The organism is Pseudomonas sp. 273 (assembly GCF_029201425.1).
Classification (GTDB): Bacteria; Pseudomonadota; Gammaproteobacteria; order Pseudomonadales; family Pseudomonadaceae; genus Pseudomonas; species Pseudomonas delhiensis.
In genome coordinates, this window is the sequence record NZ_CP116775.1 from 6,672,774 (window position 1) to 6,692,833 (window position 20,060).

The window sequence follows — 20,060 nt, forward strand, 5'->3', positions numbered from 1 at the left end:
AATCGACAAAGGAACAAGGTTATCATGCGCAGTCGCAAACGCTGGTTGCTCGCCGCCCTGCTGGCCGTATCCCCCCTGATCGCCATGGCGGTGGACGAGGAAGCGCCGACGCCCGAACCGGATGTGACCATCCGCCAGGAGGGCGACAAGACCATCCAGGAATACCGGGTCAACGGTTTCCTCTACGCCATCAAGGTCACACCCAAGCATGGCAAGCCGTATTTCCTGGTGCGCCAGGACGGCAGCGATGGCAATTTCATCCGTTCCGACCAGCCGGACAAGCTGATCCCGCAGTGGCAGATCTTCAGCTGGTAACCCATCAACCCCATGGCGCTCACGAGGCCTGAGCATGTCGGTATTCACCCCTCTTGAGCGTTCCACCCTGGAAGGCTTCCTCGCCCCCTACGGACTGGGGCGCCTCCAGGACTTCCGCGGCATCCCCGAGGGCTCGGAGAACAGCAACTTCTTCGTCAGCCTGGAACGCGGCGAATTCGTCCTGACCCTGGTCGAGCGCGGCCCGGTGCAGGACCTGCCGTTCTTCGTCGAACTGCTGGACGTGCTCCACGAGGCCGACCTGCCAGTGCCCTACGCCCTGCGCACCGAATCCGGCGAGGCCCTGCGCCAGCTGGAGGGCAAGCCGGCGCTGCTGCAGCCGCGCCTGCCCGGCCGCCACGAGCGCCAGCCCAACGCCCACCATTGCGGCGAGGTCGGTGCCCTGCTGGCGCGCCTGCACCTGGCCACCCGCGTGCGCATCATCGAGCGCCCCAGCGACCGCGGCCTGAGCTGGATGCTGCACCAGGGCGAGCAGCTCGCCTCGCATCTGGCCCCAGCCCCACGCGAACTGCTGGAGAACGCCCTGGAGGAAATCGCCCGCCTGCTCGCCGAACAGCCCGAGCTGCCGCGCGCCAACCTGCACGCCGACCTGTTCCGCGACAACGTGCTGTTCGACGGCCCGCACCTGGCCGGGGTGATCGACTTCTACAACGCCTGCTCGGGCTGGATGCTCTACGACCTGGCGATCACCCTGAACGACTGGTGCTCCCACGAAGACGGCGAACTCGACGGCCCCCGCGCCCGTGCATTACTGGCCGCCTACGCCAGCCGCCGGCCGTTCACCGCCCTGGAGGCGGAGCTGTGGCCGGAGATGCTGCGCGTGGCCTGCGTACGCTTCTGGCTGTCGCGCCTGATCGCCGCCGAGGCCTTCGCCGGCCAGGACGTGCTGATCCACGATCCGGGCGAGTTCGAGCGGCGCCTGGCGAAGCGGCAGCAGGTGGAGATTCATTTGCCGTTTGCGTTGTAGGGCCGGGAGCGTTGGTGGATTTACGCAACTGATCCGGACATGAGGATCAGTTACGAGAACGATAATTTGTAGGAGTATTACGACCCGGAATATCCAGGCGCTTGGATGCATGTCAGGACTTTCGTCTTTGCGCCTCAAGGACTATTCCAAGCCACGCGAATCCTTTCTGCTAGGGCCTTTTATGCCTTTATGAACGAGGCCCCGTATGGAAACGCAACAACAGTCGGTTTGTAGCAGCCAAGGCATCTGTTTCGCACTGACCCGCATCCGTTTGCAGCCCCATGAGCGCAATCGTCTGAGATTGCTGCGTTATTCCTCTACGTCGCTGCTGAATCAGGATATCGCCGACTTTGTCACGGAAGTCTTCGACTATATGCAGGTCAAGAACAGGGAATGCAGCCTTGAAGTCGCCCTGTCCGAACCGCTGACTCGGCAACTGGCGGATGCCCTCAATACGCAGAATCTCCAGGTCGCCCTTACCCTGAGCAGCATTGCCGGGGCCCTGGTAGGCTTCGGCAACAAGGTCGCCGGAGTTGCCGCAGGCGGAGCGGTGAGAAAGTACGCGCGCTCTCGACTGAGAAACTTTCATTCCGGCGACAGGATACTGAGTGTGGCGGCCAGGGTCAGTGGCGGTATCGGTCCTCAGGCTACCCTGCAATCAACCCTGATCACCCGAGCCCGCCCGACATGACGCTCAGCGAGTTCATCCATCTGTTCGTCGCCATCGTCCTGATGTTGGTGTTGTTCCGCTTCGTGCGGAAAAGTTCGAGCCGGACCTGGCTGGCAGTGGCGCTGGTGATAGTGGGCGGAGCCTTGATGTATGGGCGCCCGTCATTCCAGTTATGGATACTCGATTTGCCGATGGTGGGGTTGTTCTGTTTCATCATCGGCGTTTGCTTCTTCTTCGAACGCAATAAGGCGGCTGGCGAGTAGGAGCGGATCTCATCCGCGAATCGCGCCGGGGCGTCCGGCTATCGCGGACAAGGTCCGCTCCTACAGGGGTATGGCATGGGTGGGGTGGCACCGTAGGGCGAATAACCGTTCGCGGTTATCCGCCGTTGGCCGGAATGCCGGTGCCCGATGGCAACGGCGGATAACGCCGGAGGCGTTATCCGCCCTACGACCGCACCACCGGAGGGGACACGTGGCCGGCGGCAATCGCGGACAGAGTCCGCTCCTACGGCTCCAGGGAAGCACGATCGTAGGAGCGGACTCTATCCGCGATTAGTTCGGCCCCGGCACGGCCATCCGGTCGTTTCTCAGCGCGACGCATGCGGGTGTAAAGATCCAGGCCGGAGTGGACATCCCTGTCGATACTCCTCTGCCCAAGGTCAACCCCGGCCCGGCCATCCATGGCCGGTCGTTCGCCGGGCGAAGCATGCTTCGCAAAGACTCCGGCTCACCCACATTTCGAATATCCGCAGTTCAGGCAGGTCGCGCAGCCGTCCATCTGTACCACCGCCATGGTGTTGCACTTGCCGCACAGCTGGGCGCCGGCGGGGAAGCCTTCGCCGGGTTCGGCCTTGTTGGTGCCCTGGGCCGCTTCGTAGGCTGCGCGTTTTTCGGCCAGGTACAGGCGTTGTTCCTCGTCGATCTCCGGGCCCTGCATCAGGCCGATGGCCACCAGGTGGCGCTCCACCACCGCGCCTATCTCGGCGACGATGGAGGGCATGTAGATGCCGCCGCGCTTGAGGTAGCCGCCGCGCGGGTCGAACACGGCCTTCATTTCCTCGACCAGGAAGGTGCAGTCGCCGCCCTTGCGGAACACCGCCGACATGATGCGGGTGAGGGCGACTATCCACTGGAAGTGGTCCATGTTCTTCGAGTTGATGAAGATTTCGAAGGGCCGGCGCTGCTCGTAGGGGGTGCCCGGGTTGAGCACCACGTCGTTGATGGTCACGTAGAGCGCGTGCTCGAACAGCGGCGACTTCACCTTGTAGGTGGCGCCCACCAGCATTTCTGGGCGCTGCAGGGTTTCGTCCATCTTCACCACGGCGGCCGCCGCCGCGGCTTCGGCGCGGGCCTTTTCCTCGGCCACGTCGACCACTTCGAAGCCCTTGATCTTCTGGGCGATTTTCACTGTCATCTGCGATCTCCGCGGCTCAGAACTTGCCGTAGTAGCCTTCTTTCAAGGCGTCGAACAGGTTCGCGGCGCTGTGTATCTCGCCGTCGTACTCGACTTCCTCGTTGCCCTTGAGCTCCACCGTGCTGCCGTCTTCCAGCTCGAAGCGGTAGAGGGTCTTCTCCAGGTCGGCGTCCTTGACCAGCACGCCCTGGAACGCCGCCGGGTTGAAGCGGAAGGTGGTGCAGCCCTTCAGGCCCTGGCGCCAGGCGTAGAGGTAGATGTCCTTGAACTGCTCGAAGGGGTAGTCGGTGGGCACGTTGGCGGTCTTGGAGATGGACGAGTCGATCCACTTCTGCGCCGCCGCCTGGATGTCCACGTGCTGCTGCGGGGTGATGTCGTCGGCGGTGACGAAGTACTCCGGCAGGCGGTGCTTGCCATCCTCGGCGTCGGGCACGGCCTTGGCGTCGACCTTGGCGCGGTAGGCCAGCAGCTCGTAGCTGAACACCGAGATCTTTTCCTTGGTCTTGCGCCCGGCGCGGATCAGGTTGCGCGAGTAGTGGTGGGCGAAGCTCGGCTCGATGCCGTTGGAGGCGTTGTTGGCCAGGCTCAGGCTGATGGTGCCGGTGGGCGCGATGGAGCTGTGGTGGGTGAAGCGCGCGCCGTGCCGGGCCAGGGCCTCGACCAGCTGCGGGGCGTGCTCGGCGATGCGCTGCATGTAGCGCGAATACTTGGAGTGGAGGACGCGGCCGGGCACGCGGTCGCCCACTTTCAGGCCGTCGGCGACCATCTCCGGGCGCTTGCGCAGCATTTCCGCGGTCACTTCGTAGTCCTGCGCCAGCACCGGCGCCGGGCCCTTCTCCAGGGCCAGGTCGAGGGCCACTTCCCAGCCCACCAGGGCCATCTCGCGCGCCACTTCCTCGGTGAACACGCAGGCCTCGGGGCTGCCGTAGCGCAGCTTGAGCATGGTCAGCGTCGAGCCCAGGCCGAGGAAGCCCATGCCGTGGCGGCGCTTGCCGAGGATTTCCTCGCGCTGCTGGGCCAGCGGCAGGCCGTTGACCTCCACCACGTTGTCGAGCATGCGGGTGAACACCCGCACCACCTCGCGGTAGCGCTCCCAGTCGAAATGCGGCTCCTCGCCGAAGGCGTCGATGACGAAGCCGGTGAGGTTCACCGAACCCAGCAGGCAGGAGCCGTAGGGCGGCAGCGGCTGCTCGCCGCAGGGGTTGGTGGCGCGGATGGCCTCGCACCACCAGTTGTTGTTCAGTTCGTTGACGCGGTCGATGAGGATGAAGCCCGGCTCGGCGTAGTCGTAGGTGGACACCATGATCATGTCCCACAGGTGCCGTGCCTTGACGCGCCCGTAGATGCGGCAGGCGACGCGGCCGTCGTCGCCGACCAGGTAGTCGTCGTGCACCGGCCAGTCGCGCCAGAGCACCTGGGCCGGGTCGTCCAGGTCGACCTCGTCGACCTCCTTGTGGTGCACCGGGAACACCAGCGGCCAGTCGGCGTCGGCCTGCACCGCCTGCATGAAGTCGTCGGTGACCAGCAGGCTGAGGTTGAACTGGCGCAGCCGGCCGTCCTCGCGCTTGGCGCGGATGAACTCGCGCACGTCCGGGTGGGCGACGTCGAAGGTGCCCATCTGCGCGCCGCGGCGGCCGCCGGCGGAGCTCACGGTGAAGCACATCTTGTCGAAGATATCCATGAACGACAGCGGCCCGCTGGTGTGCGCGCCGGCGCCGGAGACGTAGGCGCCGCGCGGGCGCAGGGTGCTGAACTCGTAGCCGATGCCGCAGCCGGCCTTGAGCGTCAGCCCGGCCTCGTGGACTTTCTGCAGGATGTCGTCCATGGAGTCGTGGATGATCCCGGAGACGGTGCAGTTGATGGTCGAGGTAGCCGGCTTGTGCCCCTGGGCGCCGGCGTTGGAGATGATCCGCCCGGCCGGGATGGCGCCGTGGCGCAGGGCCCAGAGGAAGCGCTCGTACCAGTGCTCGCGGGTGGCGGCGTCGGGCTCGACCTCGGCCAGGGCGCGGGCCACCCGCTGCCAGGTCGCGTCGACGGTGGCGTCGATGGGCGTGCCGTCCTTCTGCTTGAGCCGGTACTTGCTGTCCCAGATGTCCTGGGACGCCGGCTGCAGTTCGAGTGCCGCCTGGTCCATGCCCTGTGGGCGCGCATCGGTCTTGGCCATCCGCTGAAGATCCTCCCGTTGGTGCGCGGCCGGCTTGGGGCAGACCGCAATATCTAGTTATCCAGTAAATACACGAAACTACATATTGTGTATTTAGTCCTGTCGGAGACTCTAGTACCCGGAAGAGGTATTTGCCTATGAGGCGATGGGACGCAGGGGGAAAGTGTAGGTGAGCGGGGGCGAGAGAGGGGATTGGGGTGGGGCAAGAGCCCAGGAGCGCAAGAGCGCCCTCTCCCTAACCCTCTCCCTAAAGGGAGAGGGGACCGTTGGGCAGGGTCGGAGGTTAGGAGTTAGCCGGCAACGCCGAAATTTTCAGGCTGATGCCTGTTCTCTTCTCGGCACGGACTGACTGGCCCCCTCTCCCTTCAGGGAGAGGGTTGGGGAGAGGGAACGGACCCGATTCAGCACCATGGCCCCCGGGAGGCACCATTCCCTCTCAACCTACCAAAACACCAATTCAGAGCTTCTCCAGGCACCCGGCGAATTCGTCGGCCAGGTTGCCCAGCAGCTTTTCGTAGCCGTTGGCGTCGACCTTGACCGCCACGCCCAGGTCGTCCAGCTCGGCCAGTTGCACCGGCAGGCCGGCGCTGAGGGTATCGGCCAGGCGCGGGCGGATCGGCGGTTCGCTGAAGATGCACGACGGGCCGGCCTTCTGCAGTTGCGCGCGCATGGCGGCGACGTGGCGGGCGCCCGGCTGCACGTCCGCGGACAGGGCGAAGACCCCGGTGTGGCGCAGGCCGTAGGCTTCCTCGAAGTAGTCGAAGGCCTCATGGAAGACGAAGTAGGGCTTGCCCATCAGCGGCGCCAGGCGCTGCTTCAGGCGCGCGTCGAGCTGCTCCATGCGCTCGTCGAAGGCCTTGAGGTTGGCCTGGTAGCGCCCGGCGTTGAGCGGGTCGGCGATGGCCAGGTCCTCGGCCATGCGCGCGGCGATGGCCTGGGCGTTGGCCGGCAGCAGCCAGAGGTGCGCGTCCACGGTGCCGGGGCGGTGGTCGTGATCATGGTCCTCGTAGTCGGCGTGGCCCATGTTCTCGAAGTTGACGAACTTGCGCAGGTGCATGCCCGGCAGTTCCTGCACCGCCACGCTGGGCGCCTGGCGGGCCTGCAGCGGCTTGTCGAGGAACACCTCCATGTCCGGGCCTATCCAGTAGAACAGCTGGGCCTCGCGCAGGCGGCGCACGTCCGAGGGGCGCAGGGCGTAGCTGTGCGGCGAGGCGCCGGGCGGCAGCAGCACGTCGGGGCTGCCTTCGCCGTCCTGGACGGCGGCGGCGATCAGTTGCAGCGGCTTGATGCTGGTCAGCACCTTGACCTCGGCGCTGGCGCCGAGGCTGAGGAGCAGGGTGCAGCAGGCGAGGAACAGGGCGGAAGGGCGCAGGGACACGGCGGACTCACACGGGAAGGGAGGTAAAGGGTAATATAATAACGTCTCCGTACCCGAGCGTCGTCGCCGCATGTACAAGTTGATGCCCACCACCCCGCTAGCCTGCCGCCCGCATGACCACGCCAACTGCGTGGCCGGCGCCCTGGCCGAGGCCGACGCGCTCTGCGCGCGCCAGGGCGTGCGCCTGACCGAGCTGCGCCGGCGCGTGCTGGAGCTGGTCTGGCAGAGCCACAAGCCGCTGGGCGCCTACGACATCCTCGCCGTGCTCAGCGAGGCGGACGGCCGCCGCGCCGCGCCACCCACCGTCTACCGGGCGCTGGACTTCCTCCTGGAAAACGGCCTGGTGCACCGCATCGCCTCGCTCAACGCCTTCGTCGGCTGCAACAACCCCGAGCACGCCCACGAGGGCCAGTTCCTCATCTGCCGCGCCTGCCACACCGCCATCGAGCTGGAGCAGCCGGCCATCAGCCAGGCGATAGTCGCCGGCGCCGAGGGCGTCGGCTTCGTGGTGGAGACGCAGACCGTCGAAGTGGTCGGGCTCTGCGCCGCCTGCGCGCCGAAGCAGCGGGAGGCCTGATGAGCCAGCCCCTGGTCCGCCTCGAAGGGGTGGGCGTGCGCTATGCCGGCCAGGCGGTGCTGCAGAACGTCAGCCTGAGCATCGCCGCCGGCGAGATCGTCACCCTGATCGGCCCCAACGGCGCCGGCAAGACCACCCTGGTGCGCAGCGTGCTGGGCCTGCTCAGGCCCGACAGCGGCACGGTGTGGCGCCAGCCGAAGCTGACCATCGGCTACATGCCGCAGAAGCTCCACGTCGACCCCACCCTGCCGCTCTCGGTGCTGCGCTTCCTGCGTCTGGTGCCGGGCGTGGGCCGCGAGCAGGCCCTGGCCGCGCTCAAGGAAGTGGGCGCCGCGCACGTACTGGACAGCCCGCTGCAGACCGTCTCCGGCGGCGAACTGCAGCGCGTGCTGCTGGCCCGGGCGCTGCTGCGCAAGCCGCAACTGCTGGTGCTGGACGAGCCCGTGCAGGGCGTCGACGTGGCCGGCCAGGCCGAGCTGTACCGCCTGATCACCCGCCTGCGCGACCGCCTGGGTTGCGGCGTGCTGATGGTCTCCCACGACCTGCACCTGGTGATGAGCACCACCGACCAGGTGGTCTGCCTGAACCGCCACGTGTGCTGCCACGGCCACCCCGAGCAGGTCAGCGGCGACCCGGCCTTCGTCGAGCTGTTCGGCCAGGACGCCCGCAGCCTGGCGGTCTACCACCACCACCACGACCATTCCCACGACCTGCATGGCGAGGTGGTGCCGCAGCGCACCGGCCTGGCCATCCAGGGCAAGCTGCGCCCTCTACAAGGGCAGGTCCACAAGCACGGCCCGACTGCAACCATGGCTGATTTCCTTCTCTACGCGCTGCTGGCCGGGCTGTCCCTGGCGCTGGTCGCCGGCCCCCTGGGCTCCTTCGTGGTCTGGCGGCGCATGGCCTATTTCGGCGACACCCTGTCCCACGCCGCGCTGCTCGGCGTGGCCCTGGGCTTCCTGCTGGACGTCAGCCCGACCCTCGCGGTGACCGTCGGCTGCGTGCTGCTGGCCGTGCTGCTGGTGACCCTGCAGCAGCGCCAGCCGCTGGCCGCCGACACCCTGCTGGGCATACTCGCGCACAGCACCCTGTCCCTGGGCCTGGTGACCCTGAGCTTCATGAAGGAAGTTCGGGTGGACCTGATGGCCTACCTGTTCGGCGACCTGCTGGCGGTGAGCCAGACCGACCTGCTGTGGATAGTCGCCGGCAGCGCCCTGGTGCTGGGGCTGATCTGCTGGCTGTGGCGGCCGCTGCTGGCGATCACCGTGCACGAGGAGCTGGCGCGGGTCGAGGGCCTGCCGGTCACCGCCATCCGCCTGGCGCTGATGCTGCTGATCGCCATCGTCATCGCCGTGGCCATGAAGATCGTCGGCGTGCTGCTGATCACCTCGCTGCTGATCATCCCCGCCGCCGCGGCCCAGCGCCACGCCCGCAGCCCCGAGCAGATGGCCGCCGGCGCCACCCTGGTGGGCCTGGTGGCGGTGTGCGCGGGGCTTGCGCTGTCCTGGTTCAAGGACACCCCGGCCGGGCCGTCCATCGTGGTCAGCGCGGCGGCGCTGTTCCTGCTGAGTTTTGTCCTGCCGCGGCGGACGGTGTAGAATTTGTCGATTTTTTGATCAATCGAGAATGACTGGCATGAAGTCCCTTGCCCTCCGTCTGCTTTCCGTCCTCTCCCTCGCCCTGCTGCTGAGCGCCTGCCAGAGCCTGCCCGGCCAGGCGCCGGGCGGTTCCGGCTTCGAGGCCCGCCTGGCCGCCGGCCAGCTGGAAGCCGCGCAACTGCAGCTGGGCCAGGAGCACGAGGACGCCGCGCAGCTGGCCGAACGCCGCCAGCGCCTGGCCGACGCCTACCTGCAACGCAGCCGCGAAGCCCTGCAGGCCGGCGACGTCAACGGCGCCAGCAACGCCCTGGCCCGCGCCCGCTCGCTGATGCCGCGCGCCCCGGCGCTGGCCGCCGACGTCAAGGACATCGGCCAGCCCAAGGCCGCCGCCCCGGTCAAGTGCGAGCCCTGAAAACCGCGTCCGCCCGTCTTATTCCCTTTCGCTCGGCCCTTATCCGAACAAGGATTAATCGGCTATAGCAAAGCAGGGTAAAATGCGCGGTTTTTGCCGAGCGCCTACGCTCGTTTGCCAGGACACCCCGGCAGAGCGCGCCATTCCCACACTTCGCCGTACCCACAAGGTTCGCCACGTGATCGAATTCCACGACGTCCACAAGACCTACCGCGTCGCCGGCCGCGACATCCCGGCCCTGCAGCCGACGAGCCTGAGCATCGGCGCCGGCCAGGTGTTCGGCCTGATCGGCCACTCCGGGGCCGGCAAGAGCACCCTGCTGCGCCTGATCAACCGCCTGGAAGAGCCCAGCGGCGGGCGCATCGTCATCGACGGCGAGGACGTCACCGCCCTCGACGCCGACGGCCTGCGGCGCTTCCGCCAGCGCGTCGGGATGATCTTCCAGCACTTCAACCTGCTGGCCTCCAGGACCGTGGCCGAGAACATCGCCATGCCGATGAAGCTGGCCGGCACCTTCAGTGCCGCGCAGATCGCCGCGCGGGTGGACGAACTGCTCAAGCGCGTGGGCCTGCAGGACCACGCCCGCAAGTACCCGGCGCAGCTTTCCGGCGGCCAGAAGCAGCGCGTCGGCATCGCCCGCGCCCTGGCCTGCGGGCCCAAGCTGCTGCTCTGCGACGAGGCCACCAGCGCCCTAGACCCGCAGACCACCGGCCAGGTCCTGCAGCTGCTGGCGGAAATCAACCGCGAGCTGAACCTGACCATCGTGCTGATCACCCACGAGATGGACGTGATCCGCCGCGTCTGCGACCGCGTGGCGGTGATGGACGCCGGGCGCATCGTCGAGCAGGGCGAGGTGGCCGACGTGTTCCTCCACCCGCAGCACGAAACCACCCGCCGCTTCGTCTTCGAGGCCGAGCGCGTGGACGAGGGCGAGCGGCACGACGACTTCGCCCACGTGCCCGGGCGCATCCTGCGCCTGACCTTCCGCGGCGAGGCCACCTACGCCCCGCTGCTGGGCACCGTGGCGCGGCAGACCGGGGTGGACTACAGCATCCTCGCCGGGCGCATCGACCGCATCAAGGACCAGCCCTACGGCCAGCTGACCCTGGCCCTGGTGGGCGGTGACATGGAGGCGGCGATGGCCCAGTTGAACGCCGCCGAGGTGCACGTGGAGGTGCTGCGCGCATGAGCGACTTCTTTATCAATATCGACTGGTCGGAGATCCTCCAGGCCAGCATCGACACCTTCTGGATGCTCGGCGGCTCGCTGCTGTTCACCGTCATCCTAGGCCTGCCCCTGGGCGTGCTGCTGTTCCTCACCGGGCCCAGGCAGATGTTCCAGAACCGCGCGGTCTACGCCCTGCTGTCCTTCGTGGTCAACGTGCTGCGCTCGCTGCCGTTCATCATCCTGCTGATCGTGATGATCCCCTTCACCGTGCTGGTCACCGGCACCTCCCTGGGCGTCGCCGGGGCCATCCCGCCGCTGGTGGTGGGCGCCACGCCGTTCTTCGCGCGCCTGGTGGAAACCGCCCTGCGCGAGGTGGACAAGGGCATCATCGAGGCCACCCAGGCCATGGGCGCCAGCACCCGGCAGATCATCTGGAACGCCCTGCTGCCGGAGGCCCGCCCGGGCATCATCGCCGCCGTCACGGTCACCGCCATCACCCTGGTGTCCTACACCGCGATGGCCGGCGTGGTCGGCGCCGGCGGCCTCGGCGACCTGGCCATCCGCTTCGGCTACCAGCGCTTCCAGACCGACGTCATGGTGGTCACCGTGATCATGCTGCTGGTGCTGGTGCAGATCCTGCAGACCGTCGGCGACAAGCTGGTGGTCCACTTCTCGCGCAAATAACCACAAGGCCCGCGGGCCACAGGAAAATCCCAAAAGGAGCGATCCATGAAGAAACTGCTTGCCGCCTTCGCCGCCACCGCGGCGCTGTCGATCACTGGCGCCCACGCGGCCGAAACCCTCAGCGTGGCCGCCACCCCGGTGCCGCACGCGGAAATCCTCAACTTCGTCAAACCCATCCTGGCCAAGGAAGGGGTGGAGCTGAAGGTCAAGGAATTCACCGACTACGTGCAGCCCAACACCCAGGTCGCCGAGAAGCGCCTGGACGCCAACTTCTTCCAGCACCAGCCGTACCTGGACGAGTTCAACAAGTCCAAGGGCACCAGCCTGGTGGCCGTGACCGGCGTGCACATCGAGCCGCTGGGCGCCTACTCCAGCAAGTACAAGAAGCTCGACGAGCTGCCCTCCGGCGCCACCGTGGTGATCCCCAACGACGCCACCAACGGCGGCCGCGCCCTGCTGCTGCTGGCCAAGACCGGCCTGATCAAGCTCAAGGACGAGAAGAGCATCACCGCCACCCCGAAGGACATCACCGACAACCCGAAGAACATCAAGGTGCGTGAACTGGAAGCCGCGACCCTGCCGCGCGTGCTGAACCAGGTCGACCTGGCCCTGATCAACACCAACTACGCCCTGGAAGCCAAGCTGAACCCGACCAAGGACGCCCTGGCCATCGAGGGTTCCGACTCGCCCTACGTGAACATCCTGGTCGCCCGCCCGGACAACAAGGACAGCGACGCCATGAAGAAACTGGCCGCCGCCCTGCACAGCCCCGAGGTGAAGCAGTTCATCCTGGAGAAGTACAAGGGTGCTGTGGTTCCGGCGTTCTGATCGCCGACCGCAGCCGCTACCGAAGAAGCCGCGCCCCACAAGGGCGCGGCTTTTTTCTTGCCTGTAAACAAGCTGCAACGGCGGGGGCCTATAACGACCTTTCCACGACTTCTTTTTCGCTTAACAGACCGCTTTTCCAGATTCAGGCAGGGGAGAGCGGTCTTTTTTTGCCTGCGCTTCGCCCGCCGCTTTCGTGGGAGCGAGCTTGCTCGCGAACGGATTTCCAGGCGGGCCTATGGTGTTTGTCCGAAGAGCGCCCTCTCCCCAGCCCTCTCCCTGAAGGGAGAGGGGGCTTGTCCGTGCCGAGAAAGGATTTGGTGTTAGCCGGGTGCTCGGTACAAGCCGGCTAACGCCGAAACATCAGCGCACACCGAACGGTCCCCTCTCCCTTCAGGGAGAGGGTTAGGGAGAGGGAACGGAGTCAAGCCATGGCGCCGAAGCAGCCGGGAGGCACCGTTCGCGAGCAAGCTCGCCCCCACAAAAGCCCCCTCGACAACCCCCAGTGATCTTTATATTCTGCACAGCGAAACATAATTCCGTTAAAAACCACAATTACAACGGAGACGCTGAGCATGTCCGAGGTAGTGCAGGTCGAACGTCATGGCGACGTGGCCCTGATCAAGGTCGACAATCCCCCGGTCAACGCCCTGGGCCTGGCCGTGCGCGCCGGGTTGCTGCGGGCCTTGCGCGAGGCAGAGGCGGATGCCGCGGTGCGGGCGGTGGTGCTGGTCTGCGCAGGGCGCACCTTCATGGCCGGGGCCGACATCAAGGAGTTCGGCAAGCCGCCGCAGGCGCCCTCGCTGCCCGAGGTGGTCGAGGCCATCGAGGTGTCCGCCAAGCCCAGCGTGACGGTGATCCACGGCACGGCTTTGGGCGGTGGCCTGGAAGTGGCGCTGGCCTGCCACTACCGCATCGCCCGGGCCGACGCCCAGGTCGGCCTGCCGGAAGTGAAGATCGGCCTGCTGCCCGGCGCCGGCGGCACCCAGCGCCTGCCGCGCCTGGTCGGCGTGGGGCGGGCGCTGGACATGATCGTCTCCGGCAACCCGGTCAAGGCCCCGCAGGCCCTGGAATACGGCATCCTCGATGCGATCGTCGAAGGCGACCTGGCCGAGGCCGGCCTGGCCTATGCCCGCCGCCTGCTCGACGAAGGCCGAGGCCCGCGCCGCACCGGCGAGCGCCAGGTGGAAGGCGACGCCGCGCTGATCGCCGCCAGGCACGCCGAGGTGCAGAAGCGCACGCCCGGCCTGTTCTCCCCGCTGCGCTGCGTCGCCGCGGTGGAGGCCGCCACCCGCCTGCCCCTGGCCGAGGGCCTGAAGCGTGAGCGCGAGCTGTTCCAGGAATGCCTGGCGTCGCCCCAGCGCGCCGCCCTCATCCACGCCTTCTTCGCCGAGCGCGAAGCGGCGAAGATCGCCGGCCTGCCCACCGACACCCCGGTGCGCGAAGTGCGCACCGCCGCGGTGATCGGCGGCGGCACCATGGGCGTGGGCATCGCCCTGTGCTTCGCCAACGTCGGCATCCCGGTGAAGCTGCTGGAAGTCGACGGCGCCGCCCTCGACCGCGCCCTGCAGCGCGCCCGCGCCACCTGCCAGGCCAGCGTCGAGCGCGGCAGCCTCACCGTCGAAGCCATGGAGAAGCGCCTGGGCCTGATCCAGGGCGTGCTCGACTACGCCGCGCTCGCCGACGTGGACCTGGTGATCGAAGCGGTATTCGAAAGCCTGGAAGTGAAGCGCCAGGTGTTCGAACGCCTGGACGCCGTGTGCAAGCCCGGCGCCATCCTCGCCAGCAACACCTCGTCGCTGGACCTCGACGCCATCGCCGCCTTCACCCGGCGCCCGCAGGACGTGGTCGGCCTGCACTTCTTCAGCCCGGCCAACGTCATGCGCCTGCTGGAAGTGGTGCGCGGCCGCGAGACCGGCGCCGAAGTGCTGGCCAGCGCCATGCAGCTGGGCAAGCGGCTGAAGAAGGTCGCGGTGGCGGTGGGCGTGTGCGACGGCTTCGTCGGCAACCGCATGATCTTCCAGTACGGCCGCCAGGCCGAGTTCCTGCTGGAAGAGGGCGCCAGCCCGGCGCAGGTGGACAGTGCCCTGCGCGACTTCGGCATGGCCATGGGCCCGCTGGCGGTGCGCGACCTCTCCGGGCTGGACATCAGCCACGCCATCCGCGAGCGCCAGCGCCCCGGCCTGAAGCCCGGGCAGACCCTGCCCACGGTGCTCGACCACCTGTACGCCGCCGGCATGCTCGGGCAGAAGAGCGGCGCCGGCTTCTACCTCTACCCGCAAGGCTCGCGCACCCCGCAGGACAACCCGGCGCTGCCGGCCATGCTGGAGCAGGCCGCCGCCGCGCGCGGCATCGCCCGCCAGCCGGTGAGCGCCGAACACATCGTCGAGCGCTGCATCTTCGCCCTGGTCAACGAGGCCGCGCGCATCCTCGACGAGGGCATCGCCCAGCGCGCCAGCGACATCGACCTGATCTTCCTCAACGGCTACGGCTTCCCGGCCTGGCGCGGCGGCCCGCTGTTCCACGCCGACAGCCTGGGGCTGGACCAGGTACTGCAACGCATCCGCGAGTTCCACCAGCGCTTCGGCGCCTGGTGGGAGCCGGCCCCCTGCTCGAACGCCTGGTGGCCGAAGGCCGCCGCTTCGCCGACCTCTGAGGACCCGCCATGGACATCCACTTCACCCCCGACGAACTGGCCTTCCGCGACGAGGTGCGCGCCTTCCTGCGCGCCAAGCTGCCCGCGGACATCGCCAGCAAGGTGCGCCTGGGCAAGCACCTGGCCAAGCAGGACCACCAGCGCTGGCAGCGCCTGCTCAGCGAACAGGGCTGGTACGCCACCCACTGGCCGGTGGAGTTCGGCGGCACCGGCTGGAATGCCGTGCAGAAGCACATCTTCGAGGAGGAATGCGCCGCCTTCGGCGCGCCGCGCACCATCCCCTTCGGCGTGAACATGGTGGCCCCGGTGATCATCAAATTCGGCACGCCCGAGCAGCAGGCCCACTACCTGCCGCGCATCCTCGACGGCACCGACTGGTGGTGCCAGGGCTATTCCGAGCCGGGCGCCGGCTCCGACCTGGCCAGCCTCAAGACCCGCGCGGTGCGCGAGGGCGACCACTACATCGTCAACGGCCAGAAGACCTGGACCACCCTCGGCCAGCATGCCGACTGGATCTTCTGCCTGGTGCGTACCGACCCGGAAGCCCAGCAGCAGCGCGGCATCAGCTTCCTGCTGATCGACATGCAGTCGCCGGGCATCACCGTGCGGCCGATCATCACCCTGGACGGCGAGCACGAGGTCAACGAAGTCTTCTTCGACAACGTGAAAGTGCCGGTGCAGAACCTGGTGGGCCGCGAGAACGAAGGCTGGACCTGCGCCAAGTACCTGCTCACCTACGAGCGCACCGGCCTGGCCGGCATAGGCGCATCCAAGGCGGTGCTGGCACACCTGAAACGCGTGGCCAGCCGCGAGCTATGCGACGGCAAGCCGATGCTGGAAGACCCGCTGTTCCGCGCCCAGGTGGCCGAGGTGGAGATGCAGCTGATGGCCATCGAGATGAGCACCCTGCGCATCCTCGCCGCGGCCCGCGAAGGCGGCGTGCCGGGGGCGGAAAGCTCGATCCTCAAGGTCAAGGGCACCGAGATCCGCCAGGCCATCAGCCACCTGCTGCGCAAGGTCATCGGCCCCTACGCGCTGCCCTTCATCGAGGAAGAGTTCGAGCTGGGCGCCGAGCCGCTGCACGCCGACTACGCGGCGGCGCCGGCCAGCCAGTACTTCAACCTGCGCAAGCTGTCGATCTTCGGCGGCTCCAACGAAATCCAGAAGAACATCGTCTCGAAGATGATTCTCGAGCTGTGAGGGCGTGAGCATGGACTTCAAACTCAGCGAAGAGCAGCAGATGCTGCAGGACACCGCGGCGCGCCTGGTGCGCGACGAATACGCCTTCGACAAGCGCGAGGGCTTCGCCGCCAGCGAGCCGGGCTACAGCGCCGGGTTCTGGCGCCAGCTGGGCGAACTGGGGCTGACCTCGGTGTCGCTGCCCGAGGCCTACGGCGGCTTCGGCGGCGGCGTGGACAGCATGCTGGTGCTCACCGAACTGGGCCGCGGCCTGTGCCTGGAGCCCTACCTGCAATCGGTGGTGCACGCCGGCGGGCTGCTCGCCCAGCTGGGCAGCGAGGCGCAGAAGGCAAGCTGGCTGCCGCGCATCGCCAGCGCCGAGGCGCAGTTGGCCGTGGCCCTGGAAGAGCCGCAGAGCCACTACCAGCTGCACGACGTGCAGACCCGCGCGGAAAAGGCCGGCGACGGCTGGAAGCTCGGCGGCCGCAAGGCCGTGGTGATCGGCGGGCAGAGCGCCACGGCGCTGCTGGTCTCGGCGCGGGTCTCGGGCAACGCGCGGGACGAGGCGGGCATCGGCCTGTTCCTGCTCGACCCGCAGCAGAGCGGCGTGCAGCGCCGCGCCTACCCGACACTCGACGGGCAGAAGGCCTGCGAGCTGTTCCTCGACGGCGCCGTCGCCGAAGCCGTCGGCACGCCCGGCGAAGCCTTGCCGGCGCTGCGCTACCAGCAGGGCCGCGCCATCGCCGCGCAGTGCGCCGAGGCCCTGGGCAGCATGCAGGAAGCCTGCGCCCTGACCCTCGACTACCTGAAGACGCGCAAGCAGTTCGGCGTGCCCATCGGCAAGTTCCAGGTGCTGCAGCACCGCATGGTGGACATGCGCAGCGAGCTGGAACAGGCCACGTCCATGGCCATCCTCGCCGCCTGCGTGGCCGACCAGGAAGACGGCGCCGAGCGCAGCCGCACCCTGGCGGCGGCCAAGTTCATCGTCACCCGCGCCGGGCGCTACATCGCCGAACAGGCGATCCAGCTGCACGGCGGCATCGGCATGACCTGGGAGTACGTGCTGGCGCACCACGCCAAGCGCCTGGTGATGCTCGGCCACCAGCTGGGCGACGACGACCATCACCTGAAGGCCTATGCGGGGTTGATGGAGGTGGCCTGAGGTAGGCCTACGGCCCCCCACCCCAACCCTCCAGGAGAGGGTTGGGGTGGGGGAAGCGGCGTGCTCACGAAGTGACGTAGGGCGTATAACCGTTCGCGGTTATACGCCGCTACACCGCGCCTGAAGGCCGACGCCGAGGTCGAACTCGCAACGCCCTGAAACCCTGGCCAGGCGGCGTATAACGCTCCGCGTTATACGCCCTACGACATGCTCACGAAGCGAATCAGGCGCCGAGGCTCTCGATATCCCGCGCCAGCATCTCCAGCTCGTGGGCCAGGGTGCCCTTGAGCGTCTCCTCGCTGAGCTGGAACGAGGGCGCGCCGCAGGTCAGCGCCATCAGCCCGCCGTCGGCCAGGCGCAGCGGCACGCCAGCGGCGCGCACGTTGCGGTCCCAGTCGCCGAGGGAGAGGCAGAAGCCGTGCTCGCGGTATTCCTCGAAGGAGTGCTCCAGGGACGTGCGCAGCGTCGCCCAGTCGCCCTCGTGGCGGGCTTCCAGCGCCTGCAGCAGGTGCTCGCGCTCCTGCTCCGGGGTCGCCGCCAGGTAGGCGCGGCCGGCGGCGGTGGTGGCCAGCGGCAGGCGCACGCCGGCGTCCATGCGCAGGGAGGTGGCTTCCGGCGGGCGGCAGTTCTCCACGTAGATCATCGACAGCCAGTCGCGGCAGGTCAGGCCCACGGTGGTGTTGGTGCGGCGGGCGAAGGCCTCCATGTACGGCTTGGCCAGCTGGCGCACGCGCAGGTTCGACACGTAGGCGTAGCCCAGGGCGAGCACGCCGGAATCCAGCTGGTACTTCTCGTGCTGCTGCGAGTAGCTGAGGTAGCCGAGCCTGGTCAGCGTGTACGTCATGCGCGACACGGTCGGCTTGGGCAGCCCGGTGATCCGCGCGATCTCCTGGTTGCCCAGCACCACCGAGCCGTGGGTGAAGGCGCGCAGCACGTCCAGGCCGCGGGCCAGGGCCTCGACGAACTTGCGGTCCTTGGGTGCGCTGGAGTCTTCGAAATCGTCGCTCATGCTGCCTCGGCATCGGGAAATGGGGGCCGGAGCGGCGTCCGGCGCGGGCGAACGATAGCAGATCGGCATGCCGCGGACAGCAGGGGCGGCACGCCATTGCATGCCCAAAGGCTATCGCATACCATCGATTTCGACATCATGTTTCGCAGAGCAGAACAACAATTCACTGATGGAGGGCGCCGATGCCCGTCACTGCCGAAAGTCATGTCGCCGCGCAATTCGCCGCGCGCGGTTACCGCAACGTCCACGACCTGCTGCGCGACGCCAGCCGCGAACACCCCGGGCGCCCGGCCTTCTCCTGCGCCGGCGGCAGCCTGGACTTCGCCGGGCTGGAACGCCAGGCCGACGCCTTCGCCCGCTACCTGCGCCACTGCGCCGGCCTGCAGCCCGGCGAGCGCCTGGCGCTGATGCTGCCCAATTCCCTGCAATACCCCATCGCCGCCTTCGGCGCGCTCAAGGCCGGGCTGGTGCTGGTCAACACCAACCCGCAGTACACCGCCGGCGAGCTGAGCCACCAGCTGCGCGACTCGGGCGCCGTGGCCATCCTGCTGCTCGACCGCCTGCTGCCGCTGCTGCGCAAGGTCCAGGGCGAGAGCGCGGTGCGCCAGGTGCTGCTGACCTCGGCGGAGGACCTGGAAGCCCCGCAGTACGCCTGCGACGAACCCGACGCCAGCCGCTTCATGCAGGCCCTGCGCCTGGGCGCCGAGGCCCCGCCGCTGGACGCCGAGCCGGGCCTGGAGCGCCTGGCCCTGCTGCAGTACACCGGCGGCACCACCGGCCTCTCCAAGGGCGCCATGCTGACCCACTACAACCTGCTGGCCAACGTCATCCAGACCCTGGAGCTGTTCATGCGCCCGGGCCTGCTCGACCCGGCCACCGACGTGCGCATCGCGCCGCTGCCGCTGTACCACATCATGGCCTTCTCCACGAACTGCCTGAGCTCCGTGGCCATGGGCCTGCACACCGTGGTGATCCGCGACGGCCGCAACCTCGACGAGATCATCGAGGCCATGCGCCGCTACTCCTTCAGCCTGCTCAGCGGGCTGAACAGCCTGTTCGTCGGGCTGATGAACCACCCGGCCTTCGAAAGCCTGGACTTCAGCCACCTGAAGTGGGTGACCAGCGGCGGCGCGCCGCTGAACCTGGAAGTCGGCCGGCGCTGGCAGGCGCTCACCGGCGCCCCGGTGCTGGAGGGCTTCGGCCTGACCGAGGCATCGCCCGTGGTGTGCACCAACACCCGGCTGACGCCCTACCGCGAAGGCTTCGTCGGCCAGCCGCTGATCGATACCCAGGTGCGCATCCTCGACGAGGAAGGCAACGACTGCCCGCCCGAGGTGCCCGGCGAGCTGTGCCTGCGCGGCCCGCAGGTGATGCTCGGCTACTGGCAGCGCCCGGAGGAGACCGCCCAGGTGCTGGACGCCGACGGCTGGCTGCGCACCGGCGACATCGCCCTGCAGGACGCCAACGGCCTGCTGAAGATCGTCGACCGCAAGAAGGACATGATCCTGGTGTCGGGCTTCAACGTCTTCCCCAACGAGGTGGAGGACGCGGTGATGCGCCACCCCGGCGTGCGCGAGTGCATCGCCATCGGCGTGCCGGACCTGCGCAAGGGCGAGTCGGTGAAACTGTTCGTCAGCCTGCGCGACCCGGCCCTGGACGCCGCCGCCATCATCGCCCACTGCCGCGAGCACCTCACCGGCTACAAGGTGCCGAGCTTCGTCGAGATTCTCGACGAGCTGCCCAAGACCTCGGTGGGCAAGATGCTCCGCCGCCAGCTGCGCGACCTGGAAAAACAACGGAACCCCACGGCGTGACCCCAGCGACTAAGGTGAAGACAAGCCAGTCAGACGGGGGCCACCAGCC

General features: G+C 67.9%; 17 protein-coding genes and 2 pseudogenes. 15 read left to right on the top strand and 4 right to left on the bottom strand.

What is annotated here, in order from left to right:
• Positions 1-24 precede the first annotated feature (24 nt).
• From PKO50_RS30540 to PKO50_RS30555, 4 genes are all read left to right on the top strand, one after another.
• On the top strand, positions 25-315 hold the full coding sequence (locus tag PKO50_RS30540; protein WP_109934504.1) for a DUF2782 domain-containing protein: 291 nt from the start codon (positions 25-27) through the stop codon (positions 313-315).
• Positions 316-349: 34 nt separating this feature from the next.
• The gene (locus PKO50_RS30545) at positions 350-1,300 is read left to right on the top strand and encodes a homoserine kinase (RefSeq protein ID WP_275628106.1); all 951 of its coding nucleotides are present in this window, start codon (positions 350-352) and stop codon (positions 1,298-1,300) included.
• Positions 1,301-1,505: 205 nt separating this feature from the next.
• Positions 1,506-1,991, top strand: a complete 486-nt coding sequence (locus PKO50_RS30550) for a hypothetical protein (protein ID WP_109934502.1) — start codon at positions 1,506-1,508, stop codon at positions 1,989-1,991.
• On the top strand, positions 1,988-2,233 hold the full coding sequence (locus PKO50_RS30555; protein WP_109934501.1) for a hypothetical protein: 246 nt from the start codon (positions 1,988-1,990) through the stop codon (positions 2,231-2,233). The genes PKO50_RS30550 and PKO50_RS30555 overlap by 4 nt, the downstream gene beginning before the upstream one ends.
• 466 nt (positions 2,234-2,699) lie before the next feature.
• Here PKO50_RS30555 and PKO50_RS30560 read toward each other — a convergent pair whose 3' ends face one another.
• The 3 genes from PKO50_RS30560 to PKO50_RS30570 all read right to left on the bottom strand — a co-directional run bounded on the left by PKO50_RS30560 (position 2,700) and on the right by PKO50_RS30570 (position 6,928).
• Positions 2,700-3,386 (bottom strand): NrdJb, encoded by a 687-nt coding sequence (locus PKO50_RS30560; RefSeq protein ID WP_109934500.1) that lies wholly within the window; start codon positions 3,384-3,386, stop codon positions 2,700-2,702.
• A 16-nt stretch (positions 3,387-3,402) separates the two neighbouring features.
• Entirely contained in the window at positions 3,403-5,550 is a 2,148-nt protein-coding gene (locus tag PKO50_RS30565) for an adenosylcobalamin-dependent ribonucleoside-diphosphate reductase (protein WP_109934499.1), read from the bottom strand.
• Positions 5,551-6,007: 457 nt separating this feature from the next.
• Positions 6,008-6,928, bottom strand: a complete 921-nt coding sequence (locus PKO50_RS30570) for a zinc ABC transporter substrate-binding protein (RefSeq protein ID WP_275628107.1) — start codon at positions 6,926-6,928, stop codon at positions 6,008-6,010.
• A gap of 70 nt (positions 6,929-6,998) precedes the next feature.
• Here PKO50_RS30570 and zur point away from each other — a divergent pair, with 70 nt between their 5' ends.
• From zur to PKO50_RS30620, 10 genes and pseudogenes are all read left to right on the top strand, one after another.
• Positions 6,999-7,505, top strand: coding sequence for a zinc uptake transcriptional repressor Zur (gene zur, locus PKO50_RS30575; RefSeq protein ID WP_089392773.1), 507 nt, complete (start codon positions 6,999-7,001; stop codon positions 7,503-7,505).
• A pseudogene (gene znuC / locus PKO50_RS30580) lies at positions 7,505-8,233 on the top strand (zinc ABC transporter ATP-binding protein ZnuC); the annotation flags it as partial. The gene zur and the pseudogene znuC, both read left to right, overlap by 1 nt.
• 81 nt (positions 8,234-8,314) lie before the next feature.
• Positions 8,315-9,103 carry a zinc ABC transporter permease subunit ZnuB gene (gene znuB, locus PKO50_RS30585; protein ID WP_275630551.1) on the top strand — a complete coding sequence of 263 codons (789 nt, stop codon included), beginning with the start codon at positions 8,315-8,317 and terminating at the stop codon, positions 9,101-9,103.
• 37 nt (positions 9,104-9,140) lie between these two features.
• Positions 9,141-9,515: a hypothetical protein gene (locus tag PKO50_RS30590; RefSeq protein ID WP_275628108.1), complete on the top strand. Its 375-nt coding sequence runs from the start codon at positions 9,141-9,143 to the stop codon at positions 9,513-9,515.
• A gap of 178 nt (positions 9,516-9,693) precedes the next feature.
• A complete protein-coding gene (locus tag PKO50_RS30595) occupies positions 9,694-10,704 on the top strand; it encodes a methionine ABC transporter ATP-binding protein (protein WP_275628109.1) in 1,011 nt (336 codons plus the stop codon).
• Positions 10,701-11,366, top strand: a complete 666-nt coding sequence (locus PKO50_RS30600; RefSeq protein ID WP_275628110.1) for a methionine ABC transporter permease — start codon at positions 10,701-10,703, stop codon at positions 11,364-11,366. The genes PKO50_RS30595 and PKO50_RS30600 overlap by 4 nt, the downstream gene beginning before the upstream one ends.
• A gap of 45 nt (positions 11,367-11,411) precedes the next feature.
• The gene (locus PKO50_RS30605; protein WP_089392767.1) at positions 11,412-12,194 is read left to right on the top strand and encodes a MetQ/NlpA family ABC transporter substrate-binding protein; all 783 of its coding nucleotides are present in this window, start codon (positions 11,412-11,414) and stop codon (positions 12,192-12,194) included.
• 572 nt (positions 12,195-12,766) lie between these two features.
• Positions 12,767-14,847 (top strand): annotated as a pseudogene (locus PKO50_RS30610) (3-hydroxyacyl-CoA dehydrogenase NAD-binding domain-containing protein).
• A gap of 9 nt (positions 14,848-14,856) precedes the next feature.
• Complete coding sequence (locus PKO50_RS30615) at positions 14,857-16,047, top strand: acyl-CoA dehydrogenase family protein (protein WP_275628111.1); 1,191 nt, start codon at positions 14,857-14,859, stop codon at positions 16,045-16,047.
• A gap of 10 nt (positions 16,048-16,057) precedes the next feature.
• Positions 16,058-17,188 carry an acyl-CoA dehydrogenase gene (locus PKO50_RS30620; protein ID WP_109933197.1) on the top strand — a complete coding sequence of 377 codons (1,131 nt, stop codon included), beginning with the start codon at positions 16,058-16,060 and terminating at the stop codon, positions 17,186-17,188.
• 223 nt (positions 17,189-17,411) lie between these two features.
• Here the strand turns inward: PKO50_RS30620 and PKO50_RS30625 are convergent, their stop codons facing one another.
• Positions 17,412-18,197: an IclR family transcriptional regulator gene (locus tag PKO50_RS30625; protein WP_109933198.1), complete on the bottom strand. Its 786-nt coding sequence runs from the start codon at positions 18,195-18,197 to the stop codon at positions 17,412-17,414.
• A gap of 182 nt (positions 18,198-18,379) precedes the next feature.
• Between PKO50_RS30625 and PKO50_RS30630 the strand changes: the two genes are divergently transcribed.
• Positions 18,380-20,011 (top strand): AMP-binding protein, encoded by a 1,632-nt coding sequence (locus tag PKO50_RS30630; protein WP_275628112.1) that lies wholly within the window; start codon positions 18,380-18,382, stop codon positions 20,009-20,011.
• Positions 20,012-20,060: the final 49 nt, after the last annotated feature.

Bases quoted from the DNA above. Each gene is read 5' to 3' on its own strand.
- PKO50_RS30555 (WP_109934501.1), top strand. From the start codon at position 1,988: ATGACGCTCAGCGAGTTCATCCATCTGTTCGTCGCCATCGTCCTGATG.
- PKO50_RS30565 (WP_109934499.1), bottom strand. From the start codon at position 5,550: ATGGCCAAGACCGATGCGCGCCCACAGGGCATGGACCAGGCGGCACTC.
- PKO50_RS30545 (WP_275628106.1), top strand. From the start codon at position 350: ATGTCGGTATTCACCCCTCTTGAGCGTTCCACCCTGGAAGGCTTCCTC.
- PKO50_RS30625 (WP_109933198.1), bottom strand. From the start codon at position 18,197: ATGAGCGACGATTTCGAAGACTCCAGCGCACCCAAGGACCGCAAGTTC.
- PKO50_RS30560 (WP_109934500.1), bottom strand. From the start codon at position 3,386: ATGACAGTGAAAATCGCCCAGAAGATCAAGGGCTTCGAAGTGGTCGAC.
- PKO50_RS30605 (WP_089392767.1), top strand. From the start codon at position 11,412: ATGAAGAAACTGCTTGCCGCCTTCGCCGCCACCGCGGCGCTGTCGATC.
- PKO50_RS30600 (WP_275628110.1), top strand. From the start codon at position 10,701: ATGAGCGACTTCTTTATCAATATCGACTGGTCGGAGATCCTCCAGGCC.
- PKO50_RS30540 (WP_109934504.1), top strand. From the start codon at position 25: ATGCGCAGTCGCAAACGCTGGTTGCTCGCCGCCCTGCTGGCCGTATCC.
- zur (WP_089392773.1), top strand. From the start codon at position 6,999: ATGTACAAGTTGATGCCCACCACCCCGCTAGCCTGCCGCCCGCATGAC.
- PKO50_RS30630 (WP_275628112.1), top strand. From the start codon at position 18,380: ATGCCCGTCACTGCCGAAAGTCATGTCGCCGCGCAATTCGCCGCGCGC.
- PKO50_RS30615 (WP_275628111.1), top strand. From the start codon at position 14,857: ATGGACATCCACTTCACCCCCGACGAACTGGCCTTCCGCGACGAGGTG.
- PKO50_RS30620 (WP_109933197.1), top strand. From the start codon at position 16,058: ATGGACTTCAAACTCAGCGAAGAGCAGCAGATGCTGCAGGACACCGCG.
- PKO50_RS30550 (WP_109934502.1), top strand. From the start codon at position 1,506: ATGGAAACGCAACAACAGTCGGTTTGTAGCAGCCAAGGCATCTGTTTC.
- znuB (WP_275630551.1), top strand. From the start codon at position 8,315: ATGGCTGATTTCCTTCTCTACGCGCTGCTGGCCGGGCTGTCCCTGGCG.
- PKO50_RS30590 (WP_275628108.1), top strand. From the start codon at position 9,141: ATGAAGTCCCTTGCCCTCCGTCTGCTTTCCGTCCTCTCCCTCGCCCTG.